The sequence below is a fragment of the Vibrio sp. 1CM2L genome (assembly GCF_023161695.1).
Classification (GTDB): domain Bacteria; phylum Pseudomonadota; class Gammaproteobacteria; order Enterobacterales; family Vibrionaceae; genus Vibrio; species Vibrio coralliirubri.
The window spans coordinates 1-13,436 of the sequence record NZ_JALNTT010000011.1; the positions used below are offsets into that span (position 1 = coordinate 1).

Sequence of the window (13,436 nt, forward strand, 5' to 3'; positions counted from 1 at the left end):
GTGGTGCCCGGAGGCGGAATCGAACCACCGACACGAGGATTTTCAATCCTCTGCTCTACCGACTGAGCTATCCGGGCAACGGAGCGCTATTAAACGGATTTTCTTCATAACCGTCAACACCTTTTTTAAAAATAATTAAAAAAAACGTTCGTTAGTTGTTTTTTTATTCAAAAGTGAGGCTTACGTTTTACCTTGGTTAAAATCTTTCTTGAATTTTGTTACTTTTTCTAAGTATCGGCGCGACTCTTTGTTTGGGTGCTTTTTAGTAAGTGCCCAGTACGCTTGGCTAGGTTGCAGCGAGTTTAGGTCTCGCATTGCTCGTTTTCTGTCCTTGCTGAAGGTATTGAGTACGCCACCCGTGCCGCCGTTGTATGCTGAAATCATGCTGTACTCGAGCGTTGTCGGGTGTTTCACATCTTTCAAATAACGATTTTTGAGTATGTAAAAGTATGCGGTGCCGGCATCAATATTGTTTTCTGGATTGAATAAATACTCAGGGCTGGGCTCTCCAGGCTTGTTCTTTACTAACTTAAACACATCTCGACCAGCGGTTTTAGGCACCACCTGCATAAGACCGTATGCATTCGCCCAGCTCACCGCGTAGGGGTTGAAACTACTCTCTGTTTTGATAATCGCGTAGATCAAGTCTTCAGGGATGTCGTAACGCTGAGATGCTCGTCGAACGATATCGGCATATTGATAACTACGTTGACTGGCGTGATCGGCCACCATTGGGATTTCAACGTAATAGGCTTTTTTAAAGTCGACTTCTTTGGTTTTTAGGTTATTGGCGATCAGGTAATCAGCGAACTGGTTAGCGCGCCAAGTCCATTGAATAGGCTTTTTCTCTTGGTCTACAACTTGATTGTAGAGGAAAGGCTTGCCTTCTAATTTAATGCTTTTGGAAGAGAATAGGTCGACATGCGCCGGATCATCTGGCGTCAAAAGCGTCGTCATGATCGCATTTTTGAGGTGTTTTTTAGGTTCAGTCGAGGAGACGGTTTCTACCGTTATGAGGCCTTCGCTAAAGTTTACTTCTGAACGGCTCAGGTAATTATCTATGTATTTCACATAGTTACTCTTACCTGCCATTTTTACTTCACTACTGCCCCAGCGTTTTTGGATATTGCCAGAAAAGCTATTAATCAAAGCATCTAGTGCTCCAGTGTCTTTTTCAAACTGACCAGGTAGCTCCGCTAAGTTGCTTACAAATCGGTTGGTCGGTTCGTAATTAACATCATAAATGCTTTCGACAAATTCACGGCTGCAGCCAGTTAATAACATGGCTGTTAGGAAGTAACTTAGCTTTTTCATAGTTCCTCATACAAAAATGACATCGCAGCGTTAACCATGATGTCATTAAAAATTGCTTAAATAAATGTCTTATTCGCTTGGTGGAGTATAGCCATCAATTACGACATCTTTACCTTCGAAAAGGAAGTTAACCATCTCAGTTTCAAGAAGTTTACGATGCTCAGGATCCATCATGTTTAACTTCTTTTCATTGATAAGCATAGTTTGCTTGCTTTGCCATTGTCCCCAAGCTTCTTTAGACACGTTGTCAAAGATACGCTTACCTAAGTCACCTGGGTAAAGTTGAAAATCTAGGCCTTCAGCATCTTTTTGAAGGCGAGCACAAAATACAGTGCGGCTCATAGTGGTTCCTCTTATCGCGTTCGTTGATTCAAACGTCGTCGTTCAGTTCAAAGGGTAGGCTCTCAATAAGCTGCTTCACAGGAGCGGCTAGGCCAATTTCTTCCGGTTTTGATAAGTTATACCAGAGACCTTTAGTCCCTTCCATTATCAAATCTGGTTGTTTATCTAATTTCACCAATACTGGCGTGATATCTAAGTGGTAGTGACTGAAAGTGTGTCTAAACGCAATCATGGTCTTGATCGAATTGGTTTTAGTGTCTTTGATCGAGCGAAGATCTAGTTGATGTTCGATCTCTGCGTTTTCATTTTGAGGGAAACAAAACAATCCGCCCCAGATACCAGATTGAGGGCGCTGTTCGAGCCACACTTGGTTATCGTGATACAGAATCACAAACCATGTTTCTTTTACTGGCTTTTCTTTCTTAGGCTTTTTGCCTGGGAAGTCGAGCTGTCTATCGAGCTTCTTGGCCTCACACATGCTTTCAATCGGGCACAAGATACATTTAGGCTTGCTACGGGTACAAACCATCGCACCCATGTCCATCATTGCTTGGTTGTACTTATCGACATCTTTCTTCGGAGTATGTGCTTCGGCGTGTTCCCAAAGCTGGTTTTCGACTTTCTTTTGCCCCGGCCAACCTTCAACGGCAAAACTTCTCGCAAGCGTTCGTTTTACATTGCCATCAAGAATCGCATGAGGAAGCTTATGAACCGATGATAAGACGGCTGCTGCTGTTGAGCGACCGATGCCCGGTAGCGCGTTCATCTCTTCGATAGAAAGCGGGAATTCACCACCATATTGCTCAGCAACGATCTTGGCTGCTTTATGTAGATTGCGAGCTCGTGCGTAATAACCAAGCCCTGTCCATAAGTGGAGTACCTCATCTTGTTCGGCGTTCGCTAGGTCGATAACCGTTGGAAAGCGTTCTAAGAAGCGTTGGTAGTATGGAATCACCGTAGCAACCTGAGTCTGCTGAAGCATGATTTCAGATAGCCAAACGGTGTAGGCGGTTTTGTTTTGTTGCCAAGGCAATTCTTTACGCCCGTAGGCGTCATACCACTTTAATATGGCGGTTGCGAAAGGAGTCACGACATGCTCTATGCTTTGCTATTATTAGAAGCGAAATTGCACCACACTTAACGTTGGATGTAAAACAGACAAATTGTGTGGGAATTTATCCACGGAAAGACTTGCACCGGAGGCAATTCTTTGGATAATCCCCGCTTTGATTAATCAATGTGCAGGCAAAAATCAATGAGTGAAGTGACCACTAACGAATATACTGAAGACGGCAAACTGGTTCGTAAGATCCGTAGTTTTGTTCGCCGCGAAGGCCGCTTAACGAAAGGCCAAGAGAACGCGATGAATGAATGTTGGCCAACAATGGGTATCGACTACAACCCAGAGCTTCTTAACTGGAAAGAAGTATTTGGCAACGATAACCCCGTTGTACTAGAGATTGGCTTCGGTATGGGTGCATCACTGGTTGAAATGGCAAAGAACGCACCTGAGAAAAACTTCTTAGGTATTGAAGTTCATAGCCCAGGTGTTGGTGCCTGTTTAGGTACAGCTCGCGATGCTGGCGTAACTAACCTGCGTGTAATGTGTCACGATGCAGTAGAAGTATTCGAACACATGATTCCAGATAGCAGCCTGCATACTCTGCAACTGTTCTTCCCTGACCCATGGCACAAAGCTCGCCACCATAAACGTCGTATCGTTAAGGCTGAGTTTGCAGAGATGGTTCGCGGCAAGCTTCAACTTGATACTGGTATTTTCCACATGGCAACAGACTGGGAAAACTACGCAGAACATATGATTGAAGTGATGAACGTAGCTCCAGGCTTCGAGAACATCGCTGAATATGGTGATTACATCCCTCGTCCGGATGAGCGCCCGCTAACTAAGTTTGAAGCTCGTGGCCACCGTTTAGGTCATGGTGTTTGGGACATTAAGTTCAAGCGTACTAAGTAACTTCGAATCAAATTAAGTGAAGGGTAATCCGACTTAGGATTTAACCCCTACACTTTATGGGATTGATTAAAGCCAACATTATTGTAATGTTGGCTTTTTTGTCCTTAGGCTTTTATTTTAGTAAAGGCTTAAGGACAGAAAGTAATACCAATCACAGTAAGTAAGTGATCAGAAATAGCGTAGGAAAAAGGCTTGAGAACAAGGCAGCATTTTTCGATAAGTAGTTACTCTACAATCAAAAATTCTAACGCAGTTATCGAGCATTTTAACAAGCTAGAGTGAGCAGTTATTTACTACGATTGGTATATGTTACACCCCTACAAAAATAACAATATAGAAGTAAGCACACATGAAACCAACTCAAGCTATTTTGGCCGAGATCTTAGACGAAGTTCGTCCTTTAATTGGACAGGGAAAGGTCGCTGATTATATCCCTGCACTGGCTCGCGTATCGAACCAGAAACTGGCGATCGCGGTATACACCAATGAAGGTGAGGTGATTAAAGCCGGCGATGCTGAAGAAGCATTTTCTGTGCAATCTATCTCTAAAGCCTTGAGCCTTACGCTAGCTATGGTGCTATATAAGCCTGAAGAGATTTGGCAAAGAGTAGGCAAAGAGCCTTCTGGTCAAGCCTTTAACTCGATGATTCAGCTTGAGATGGAGCAGGGGATTCCCCGAAACCCGTTTATCAACGCGGGTGCTATTGTCGTAGCAGACCTATTACAAAGCCGCCTGTCAGCGCCGAGACATCGCTTGTTAGAGTTTGTGCGCCAGTTGTCGGGTGATACTCATATTGTGTATGACAAGATAGTAGCGGCTTCAGAAATGATGCACAGCGATCGTAATGCGGCTATCGCGTACTTGATGCGTTCATTTGGTAACTTTGAAAATGATGTTATCCCTGTTCTGAATAACTACTTTCATGCCTGTGCGCTTAAAATGACGTGTGTTGATTTGGCCAAAACCTTTAGCTATTTGGCAAACAAAGGTGTCTCGGTTCAAACCAAGAAAGAGATCATCACGCCAGTCCAAACCAAGCAGTTGAATGCTTTGCTTGCGACATGTGGTTTGTACGATGGTGCGGGCGAGTTTGCCTACCGTGTTGGTATGCCAGGAAAGTCGGGTGTCGGTGGCGGTATTATTGCCATTGTTCCGGGTGATATGACAATCGCCGTGTGGTCCCCAGAGCTTGATCCTTCTGGTAACTCTTTAGCAGGTACTAAAGCACTAGAACTGCTTTCTGAGCGTATCGGTCGTTCTATTTTCTAAGAGAAAGGTGCGAGATTCGAGCACGGACGTTGTCCTATAGAACGCTTCGCTCCGAGGGGGGCTATAAAATAAAAAGGGTTGACCCTAAAGCCAACCCTTACACAATACTTCTCGAATCTATTCGTCTTCATCTGCCATGAAGGCTTCCAGCAAATCATTTAGGAATAGCTTCCCTTTTTCAGTGATCTGCCAATGAGTGTCGGTTTCATTCAAGTAGCCTAGCTCTTTTGCCCACTCTATTGTTGACTGAACTGCGTCAAAACCAAGCCCAGTCGTATCGATGAAATCTTGCTTTGGACATGCTTCCATTAACCTAAAGCGGTTCATGAAGAACTCAAAAGGGCGATCTTCATTCGGCACTTCAAACTCATCGGATAGATACGGTTTTACCATGTTCTGGTATGCCGCTAGGTAGCCTCTAGGATGCTTAACCTTAGTGGTGCGAACAATGCGTCCATCTGCAAAGCTCAGCTTGCCATGAGAGCCACAGCCAATACCTAAGTAGTCACCAAAGCGCCAGTAGTTGAGGTTATGTTGGCACTGATATCCCGGCTTGCTGTAGCCTGAGATTTCGTACTGTACATAACCTGCGTCAGAGAGCTTCTTATGGCCTAGGTCGAAGATATCCCAAAGGTCATCATCATCAGGCAGCGTTGGTGTTTTGTAATAGAACATGGTGTTAGGTTCTATTGTTAGCTGATACCAAGATAAATGTGGAGGATCGAGTTCGATCGCTTTGTCTAAATCAGCCAACGCTTGATCAATACTCTGATCGGGTAAGCCGTGCATTAAGTCTAAGTTGAAACTATTCAATCCAATCTTATGCGCTAAGTGAGCTGCGTTGACCGCTTCATCTTGACCATGAATACGCCCAAGCCTTTCCAGTTTCTCTTGCTCAAAACTTTGCACACCCACCGAGATTCGACTCACCCCTGCCTTTTGGTAACCCGCAAAACGCTCAGCTTCGATAGTTCCCGGGTTGGCTTCCATGGTGATTTCTATTTCAGGTTTGAACGGGATGCGTTGTTCAATGCCTTGTAGCAATCGGCCAATTCCTTCAGGAGAAAACAGGCTTGGGGTACCGCCACCAATAAAGATCGAATGCAGTGGGCGAGGTGCGCCATTGAGTTGGTACTTTTCGATATCAGTATCGAGATCCTCAAGTAGCGCATCGATGTACTCTTTTTCGGGAATCTCGGCTTTTAGAGCGTGAGAGTTGAAATCACAATACGGACACTTTTGTACACACCATGGGATGTGTACATAAAGGCTAAGAGCTGGTGGAACTAGTGCTGCATTGTGCATTACAGAGCTTGCTCTTTGATTGCTTCGAATAGTGCAGCAAGGGCTTTGCCGCGGTGTGAAAGCTGTTTTTTACGTGTAGATTCGAGTTCAGCAGATGCGCAGTTATCTTCTTGTACAAAGAATACAGGATCGTAGCCAAAGCCATTCTCACCGTGTTCTTCGGTAAGGATGCGACCTTCCCATTTACCGTGACACACTAGAGGTGTTGGATCGTTTTCGTGACGCATTAGCACCAACACACAGTGGAAACGCGCAGTACGCTTTTCAGTTTCGACACCTTGCATCGCGTTTAGCAATTTTTCGATGTTCTGCTTATCGGTTGCCCCTTCACCTGAGTAACGCGCTGAGTAGATGCCCGGAGCACCATTTAAGTAATCAACTTCTAAACCTGAGTCGTCAGCAATGGCTGGCAGCCCTGTTTCTTTCGCTGCATGGCGAGCTTTGATGATGGCATTTTCAATGAAAGTCGTTCCTGTTTCAGCGACTTCTGAAACGTTAAATTCATTTTGCGCGACAACGTCAAAACCAAACTCAGACAGAATATCTGCCATTTCGCGAACTTTACCTTGGTTGCCTGTTGCTAAAACAATCTTACTCATGGGAATGTAGCTCTAAATAAGTTAATAAATGAAAAGTAAGGTTTGAGCTTACTCTTCTATATAGAATTTCTGTGTGAAACGCAGTGGACCAGTGCCTTTTAGGCCTGCGTTCACATCGATGTCGAAGGTGATGTTTTCTTCGTGAGTTACGGGGAACTCAGCAAGGTAATAAATCGCATCGCCTTCTTTGATTTCTCGAAACTTCAAAGTACGGGTGTTTCCAACGAGGTTCTTCGCTGTTCCCGTAATTTTAGCCGTTGTCGCAGGCTTGCCTAGGGAAGCCTTGTCTAACACACTGATGTTGAGGATTGCTGAGTATCCATTTCGCTTTAGCTTGTATTGCTTAGCGACTTGCGCAGTTAAGAACGTGGAATTAAAAGCCGAGTAATGAACCTCGACATCCTTAATGTTCTTAAATTGCCCTGCAGAGCTTGGTAAGGCAACAAGAGCTGTGAGTAGTGCTGTTATCCATAAACGCATAATGACTCCAATAAATAGCAAAAAGCCATCATAGGATGGCTTTGACTTCAGTTGGGATTTGGCTTGGCGAGCATATTCGAACTTGCTTGTGCCTACCGAGCTCTCCCTTTTCTATCTTAATTTGCCCTTTTGCGACCTTAAACTGTTTCGCAAGGTATTTCGCTAAATGGGCATTGGCTTTGCCATCAACCGGTGGTGCAGTAATGGCAATTTTCAGTTCCTCACCGTGCAAGCCGACAATTTTGTCTCGGCTTGCTTTGGGTTGGATATAGAGCCTAAGAAGAATATCGTCTTCCTCGGCCCAAACCGCTTTTGGCATCGTCAAAGTACCTGATGTTCGTACTTGAATTATAGCTGATACCAAATAGGACCAATCATGTCGCCCATTAGGAAGTTCGCAAATTGTAGAACAATGAACAGAACCAGTACGCTTAAGTCGAAACCACCCATGTCCGGAAGGATACGGCGGATAGGCACTAGCATTGGTTCAGTCAGTTGATGGAATACGTACTCGATTGGGCTACGACCTTGGCTTACCCAGCTTAGGATTGCACGGATAAGTAGAACCCAGAAGATCAAGCCACCAGCCGCTTTGAGCAGAGACAGTGCACCAAAGATAAGGAAGCTAATATCGAAAACGGCAGCACCGCCAGAGATAATCAGGTTTAGGGCAACGAACTTAAGTACACACAGTACATAAGCGAAAACAACGGTCGCCAGATCAAGGCTGCCGATTGATGGAATAACTCGGCGTAGTGGGGCAACAACCGGTTGTGTCGCTTTTACGATGAATTGTGAGAATGGGTTGTAGAAATCTGCACGTGATGCTTGTAGCCAGATACGCAAGATCACAACCATGATGTAAAGATCAAAAACGGTCGAGATCAGAAAGCTCATCGAGTTCATATTGTTTCCTTTTTCGGATTTACTTGCCGCTTAGATATAACCCGAGCGGCAAAATGCTTAAAACAGTTTTTCCATCTCTTCAGCTCGAGCAACCGCTGCTTGCATGGCTTTTGCTACGATGTCTGATAGTTGATGTTCGTTAAACGTGCGTAGTGCTTCTGCGGTCGTGCCGCCTTTTGATGTCACTTGTTCACGCAGTGTTGATAATTCAGTCTCTGGGTTTGCTACGACCATCTCTGCTGCGCCTAACGCAGACTGCTGCACGAGCTTACGAGCGGTTTCTTGGTCAAAACCTTGGTTGATTGCTTCAGCTTGCATCGCTTCCATAAACAGGAAGAAGTAAGCCGGAGCACTACCCGCCGCCGCAATGATGTTGTTGATTCCAGACTCTTGCTCAACCCAGCTTACTTCACCTACAGCTTGCATCAGCTGAGAAGCAAAGTCTTTATCATCTTGGCTAACGGTTGAATCGGCATAAAGACCACTCATCCCTTTACCAAGCAGTGATGGCGTGTTTGGCATCACACGAACAAGGTTCAGCTGGCAGTTTAACATCTCATTGAGCCGATTCGCATTAATACCCGCGGCAATTGAGATAACCAGTTTGTTGCTGAAGTCGATATCTTGTAAGGGTTTACATACATCAGCCATCATTTGTGGCTTCACGGATAACACCACAACGTCTGCTTGCTCTGCTGCTGCAATATTATCGCTGGTGGTATTGATGCCGTATTCTTGTTCTAACGGTAGCCTTCTGGTTTCTGAAGGTGCTGTCGCAGTAATCTTTTGCGCTGGATAACCACTCGCGACTAAGCCCGCTACAATCGAGCGAACCATGTTTCCCGCCCCAATAAAGGCGATGTTCTTATGTTCCATATATAAAATCCTGAGCGTGTCGCTGCGCGGATAAGGCGAAGCGGTATCAATACTTGTACTTGTCGTTACTTACTACGGCTATTTCGCGTAATCACGAGCGCCGAAAATAGCCGTTCCAATACGAACCATTGTGCTACCAGCCTCAACTGCTGCATCCATATCACCACTCATCCCCATCGAAAGGGTATCAATGTCTGAATACTTCGCTGCTAACTTGTTTTTAAGCTCTGCCAGTTGAGAAAATGCATTAAGCTGAGATTGATAGTCAGATACGTTTGCAGGAATCGACATCAATCCTCTTAAGGTGAGGTTGGGTAGCGATGAAATCAACTCCGCGAGTGCAAAAACTGTCTCTTCTGAGGTTCCAGACTTGGACTCTTCACCACTGGTGTTTACCTGAATCAACACTTGCAAAGGTGGAAGTTCGCTTGGTCGTTGATCATTAAGCCTTTGTGCGATCTTATCGCGATCGACGGAATGCACCCATTGGAAGCTTTCCGCGATTGGGCGGGTTTTATTGGATTGAATTGGACCAATAAAATGCCACTCTAAATTTAGGTTAGAATGTTGTTCTGAAAAGTGTTTTACTTTATCTACACCTTCTTGAACATAGTTTTCACCAAAGGCAACTTGGCCTCCGAGTGCGGCTTCTAGAATCGCATCAATAGGTTTAGTTTTGCTGACGGCTAAAAGTTGCACGGACTCTGGAGCTCGTCCGCACTTTTGCTCAGCACTACGAATCTGTGAGGTGATTTGTTCGATATTTTGTTGAATACTACTCATAGCTGACTTTACTTAAGGGAAAATAAATGGATATCACTGAGTTACTAGATTTTAGTGTAAAGCATAACGCGTCAGATCTACATCTTTCTGCGGGTGTATCTCCAATGGTACGTATAGATGGTGAAGTAAGGAAGCTTGGAATCCCAGCTTTGAGTCATGCTGATGTGCATCGTTTGGTTTTTGAGATCATGAGCGATTCACAACGCGGCGAGTTTGAAGAAAAATTGGAAGTCGACTTCTCTTTTGAATTACCCAATGTTGGTCGCTTCCGTGTTAATGCGTTTAACCAAGCTCGTGGCTGCTCAGCTGTCTTTCGAACTATTCCCGTCGAGATCCCGACTTTAGATCAATTAGGTGCTCCTGAAATATTCGAAAGGATTGCTAACTACGAAAAAGGCTTAGTGCTCGTCACTGGTCCAACTGGCTCAGGTAAATCAACAACTCTTGCGGCGATGGTTGATTACGTAAATCGCAATCACAATAAGCATATTCTGACGATTGAAGACCCGATTGAATTCGTTCACACCAATAATAAATGCCTAGTCAACCAGCGTGAAGTTCACCGTGATACTCATAGCTTTAAAGCGGCACTGCGCAGTGCGTTACGTGAAGACCCAGACGTGATTCTGGTTGGGGAGCTTCGTGACCAAGAGACGATTAGCTTAGCGTTAACCGCAGCAGAAACCGGTCATTTAGTGTTTGGTACTCTGCATACTAGTTCTGCGGCTAAAACTATCGACCGTATTATCGACGTGTTCCCAGGTAGCGATAAAGATATGGTTCGTTCGATGTTGTCTGAATCACTGCGCTCGGTGATAGCCCAGAAGCTGCTAAAACGTGTTGGTGGTGGTCGTGTGGCGTGTCATGAAATCATGATGGCAACACCGGCGATCAGAAACTTGATTCGTGAAGACAAGGTTGCGCAGATGTATTCGATCATTCAAACGGGCGCAGCGCACGGCATGCAGACCATGGAACAAAATGCGAAACAGCTGATGGCGCAGGGCTTGGTTGATTCGGAAGAGGTCGAGAAAAAGATCGAAATTGAAACCTCAATGTTTTAATCAAGGTGGACACAATGGAATTGAATCAAATCCTTGAGGGAATGCTTTCTCAAAAGGCATCGGATCTTTATATCACGGTCGATGCGCCAATCCTGTTTCGTGTGGATGGTGAATTACGCCCCCAAGGAGAGAAGCTGAATGCGGCTCAGGTTGCTCAATTACTTGATGCGATGATGGAACAAGACCGACGTGATGAATATCAGCAAACGCGTGAGGCTAATTTTGCGATTGTGCGTGACTTTGGTCGTTTTCGTGTCAGTGCATTCTTTCAGCGAGAGCTGCCTGGAGCGGTCATTCGACGTATCGAGACTAACATCCCAACCTTTGAGCAACTAAAGCTTCCTGATGTACTGCAGGACCTTTCAATTGCTAAGCGCGGACTTGTGTTGGTGGTCGGTGCGACTGGCTCTGGTAAATCGACCTCAATGGCTGCAATGACTGGCTATCGCAACACCAATCGCTCGGGACATATCTTGACGGTTGAAGACCCGATTGAATTCGTACATGAGCACAAAAAGTGTATCGTGACTCAGCGTGAAGTAGGGCTAGATACCGAGAGCTATGAAGTCGCACTTAAGAACTCGCTACGCCAAGCACCAGATATGATTCTGATTGGTGAAATCCGTAGCCGTGAGACCATGGAATACGCGATGACTTTTGCTGAAACTGGTCACTTGTGTATGGCAACCTTGCACGCCAATAACGCTAACCAAGCGTTAGAACGTATTCTCCACTTGGTCCCTAAAGAGCAGAAAGAGCAGTTCTTGTTTGACCTATCGATGAACTTACGTGGTGTCGTCGCTCAGCAACTCATTCGCGACAAGAATGGCAGCGGGCGTCATGGGGTATTCGAGATTCTGCTGAATAGCCCTCGTGTTTCTGACTTGATTCGTCGTGGTGAACTACACGAACTGAAAGCAACCATGGCTAAATCGAAAGAGATAGGTATGCAGACCTTTGACCAAGCTTTGTATGATTTAGTGATAGCAGGCAAGATCAGCGAAGAGGATGCGTTCCACAGTGCCGATTCTGCTAATGACTTGCGCTTAATGCTCAAAACTAGACGTGGTGATGACGACTACGGAACTGGGGCGTTGGCTGGTGTGAAGATAGATATGGGTTAGAAGCTATCGGCTTTAACGAAGAACGCCTGAGTTGTGAAACTCAGGCGTTTGAAGATACTTAATTATTATTCAGCGAACCGTGTTCTCGACGGCTGTCATCGTAATATTTGTTGCCGCTAGTGAAGCTAGAATTGGTTTTACCATCATTCATATACCCAGCACTGCTAGACCCTGTTGAGCTGCATGCTGAAATGGTTAGAGCGGCGAAGATTGCTAGAAAAATTTTCATGTGAACTCCCACTTACCTATTAATGAATTGCTTCGACATTACGTCGTAATATCATTATAGGATCACAACGGAGTTTAATCTTTGAGCTCTTAATTTTAGTTATGAATATTGTGCTTCAAACCAGCTCTCTAAAATGACGACTGCAGACTGGTTATCGACATTGCCTTTGCTTAGCGCTTTATAGCCGCCCATTTCAAAAAGGTCGGCCCTTGCTTCTGTGGTCGAGAGTCTTTCATCATGTAGCTCAACATCCACACCAAAACGTCCTTTAAGGCGGTTAGCGAACTTCTTCGCTCTAGGTGTGATGGTTGCTAAGTCTTTACCATGAAGGTCGGTAGGAAGGCCAACCACAATCAGGTTAGGCTGCCATTCCTTAATTTGCTTTTCGATATCGTCCCAATTTGGGATGCCATCTTTGGCTTTAAAAGCTTTTAGAGGGCTTGCGGTGCCCGTGATTTCTTGTCCTATCGCACTGCCGATACTTTTTGTACCGTAGTCAAATGCCATAATTGTTCGTGACATGGGGTTTCCAAATTTATCTGTGTTTGAGAGTGTCTGTTTATTTTATTTCGCTGATTTGAACTAGGCGTGGCCAGCGTCTGCTGAAAGCTGAGCCGCATTTATTCCTAACATCTGCACGGCGACTTTCCAGCGGTCAGAAATCGGTGTATCGAAGATGACCTTCGGGTCGGCTTCAACGGTTAACCATGAGTTCTCGGTCAGTTCGGTTTCCAGTTGTCCCGGTTCCCATCCTGAATACCCAAGTGCGACTAAATAATTCATCGGCTCATCTTCTGTGCCCAACACCATCAAGATATCTTTTGAAGTCGTCACTGAGATTTGATCTGTCATGTTGATGCTGGATTGATAGCTGCCTTTAGGTTTGTGCAAAATAAACCCACGGTCTTCTGCGACCGGCCCACCGTTCAATACTGGCTTATCAAGACTTGCTTGGTTGGATTTCGGCTGCTCAGAATCAACCTCAACTTGTTTAAGCATGCTGCCGACAGTGACATCGATAGGGGCGTTGATCATTAAGCCCATCGCACCTTCGTCGTTGTGCTCACAAAGGTAAATTACCGAATTTTGAAAGTAGGGGTCTTTCATTCCGGGCATAGCAACCAGAAAGTGGTTCGTTAAATTCATAGAGCCTCCTGCCAGTGTGTTCC

Annotated in this window: 17 protein-coding genes and 1 tRNA gene; 4 read left to right on the forward strand and 14 right to left on the reverse strand. The window is 45.1% G+C overall.

What is annotated here, in order from left to right:
* Position 1 precedes the first annotated feature (1 nt).
* The 4 genes from MSG34_RS22790 to mutY form a co-directional block, all read right to left on the reverse strand.
* Positions 2-77 (reverse strand) — tRNA-Phe (locus tag MSG34_RS22790).
* A 103-nt stretch (positions 78-180) separates the two neighbouring features.
* Positions 181-1,314, reverse strand: coding sequence for a membrane-bound lytic murein transglycosylase MltC (gene mltC, locus MSG34_RS22795; protein WP_048605852.1), 1,134 nt, complete (start codon positions 1,312-1,314; stop codon positions 181-183).
* A 69-nt stretch (positions 1,315-1,383) separates the two neighbouring features.
* Entirely contained in the window at positions 1,384-1,656 is a 273-nt protein-coding gene (locus MSG34_RS22800; protein WP_010435637.1) for an oxidative damage protection protein, read from the reverse strand.
* A gap of 28 nt (positions 1,657-1,684) precedes the next feature.
* Positions 1,685-2,746: an A/G-specific adenine glycosylase gene (gene mutY / locus MSG34_RS22805; protein ID WP_248339492.1), complete on the reverse strand. Its 1,062-nt coding sequence runs from the start codon at positions 2,744-2,746 to the stop codon at positions 1,685-1,687.
* Positions 2,747-2,911: 165 nt separating this feature from the next.
* Between mutY and trmB the strand changes: the two genes are divergently transcribed.
* The gene (trmB, locus tag MSG34_RS22810) at positions 2,912-3,631 is read left to right on the forward strand and encodes a tRNA (guanosine(46)-N7)-methyltransferase TrmB (RefSeq protein ID WP_248339493.1); all 720 of its coding nucleotides are present in this window, start codon (positions 2,912-2,914) and stop codon (positions 3,629-3,631) included.
* A gap of 349 nt (positions 3,632-3,980) precedes the next feature.
* A complete protein-coding gene (glsB, locus tag MSG34_RS22815) occupies positions 3,981-4,901 on the forward strand; it encodes a glutaminase B (protein WP_248339494.1) in 921 nt (306 codons plus the stop codon).
* Between the two features lie 117 nt (positions 4,902-5,018).
* Here glsB and hemW read toward each other — a convergent pair whose 3' ends face one another.
* The 7 genes from hemW to MSG34_RS22850 form a co-directional block, all read right to left on the reverse strand.
* Complete coding sequence (gene hemW, locus MSG34_RS22820; protein ID WP_248339495.1) at positions 5,019-6,206, reverse strand: radical SAM family heme chaperone HemW; 1,188 nt, start codon at positions 6,204-6,206, stop codon at positions 5,019-5,021.
* Positions 6,206-6,805, reverse strand: a complete 600-nt coding sequence (locus MSG34_RS22825) for an XTP/dITP diphosphatase (RefSeq protein WP_248339496.1) — start codon at positions 6,803-6,805, stop codon at positions 6,206-6,208. Before MSG34_RS22825 ends, hemW begins: the two co-directional genes overlap by 1 nt.
* A gap of 48 nt (positions 6,806-6,853) precedes the next feature.
* Positions 6,854-7,285, reverse strand: a complete 432-nt coding sequence (locus MSG34_RS22830) for a DUF4426 domain-containing protein (RefSeq protein WP_048605845.1) — start codon at positions 7,283-7,285, stop codon at positions 6,854-6,856.
* Positions 7,286-7,313: 28 nt separating this feature from the next.
* Positions 7,314-7,604, reverse strand: a complete 291-nt coding sequence (gene yggU, locus MSG34_RS22835; protein WP_009847703.1) for a DUF167 family protein YggU — start codon at positions 7,602-7,604, stop codon at positions 7,314-7,316.
* Between the two features lie 29 nt (positions 7,605-7,633).
* Positions 7,634-8,191 carry a YggT family protein gene (locus MSG34_RS22840; protein ID WP_017067798.1) on the reverse strand — a complete coding sequence of 186 codons (558 nt, stop codon included), beginning with the start codon at positions 8,189-8,191 and terminating at the stop codon, positions 7,634-7,636.
* A gap of 57 nt (positions 8,192-8,248) precedes the next feature.
* Positions 8,249-9,067: a pyrroline-5-carboxylate reductase gene (proC, locus tag MSG34_RS22845; protein ID WP_248339497.1), complete on the reverse strand. Its 819-nt coding sequence runs from the start codon at positions 9,065-9,067 to the stop codon at positions 8,249-8,251.
* Between the two features lie 78 nt (positions 9,068-9,145).
* Complete coding sequence (locus tag MSG34_RS22850; protein ID WP_059021997.1) at positions 9,146-9,850, reverse strand: YggS family pyridoxal phosphate-dependent enzyme; 705 nt, start codon at positions 9,848-9,850, stop codon at positions 9,146-9,148.
* A 26-nt stretch (positions 9,851-9,876) separates the two neighbouring features.
* Between MSG34_RS22850 and MSG34_RS22855 the strand changes: the two genes are divergently transcribed.
* Positions 9,877-10,914 carry a type IV pilus twitching motility protein PilT gene (locus MSG34_RS22855; RefSeq protein WP_017062242.1) on the forward strand — a complete coding sequence of 346 codons (1,038 nt, stop codon included), beginning with the start codon at positions 9,877-9,879 and terminating at the stop codon, positions 10,912-10,914.
* Between the two features lie 14 nt (positions 10,915-10,928).
* Positions 10,929-12,038 carry a PilT/PilU family type 4a pilus ATPase gene (locus MSG34_RS22860; protein WP_017062241.1) on the forward strand — a complete coding sequence of 370 codons (1,110 nt, stop codon included), beginning with the start codon at positions 10,929-10,931 and terminating at the stop codon, positions 12,036-12,038.
* Positions 12,039-12,096: 58 nt separating this feature from the next.
* Here the strand turns inward: MSG34_RS22860 and MSG34_RS22865 are convergent, their stop codons facing one another.
* From MSG34_RS22865 to MSG34_RS22875, 3 genes are all read right to left on the reverse strand, one after another.
* On the reverse strand, positions 12,097-12,267 hold the full coding sequence (locus MSG34_RS22865) for a hypothetical protein (protein WP_156172492.1): 171 nt from the start codon (positions 12,265-12,267) through the stop codon (positions 12,097-12,099).
* A gap of 99 nt (positions 12,268-12,366) precedes the next feature.
* On the reverse strand, positions 12,367-12,789 hold the full coding sequence (ruvX, locus tag MSG34_RS22870) for a Holliday junction resolvase RuvX (protein WP_017062240.1): 423 nt from the start codon (positions 12,787-12,789) through the stop codon (positions 12,367-12,369).
* Between the two features lie 60 nt (positions 12,790-12,849).
* A complete protein-coding gene (locus MSG34_RS22875; RefSeq protein WP_050653615.1) occupies positions 12,850-13,413 on the reverse strand; it encodes a YqgE/AlgH family protein in 564 nt (187 codons plus the stop codon).
* Positions 13,414-13,436: the final 23 nt, after the last annotated feature.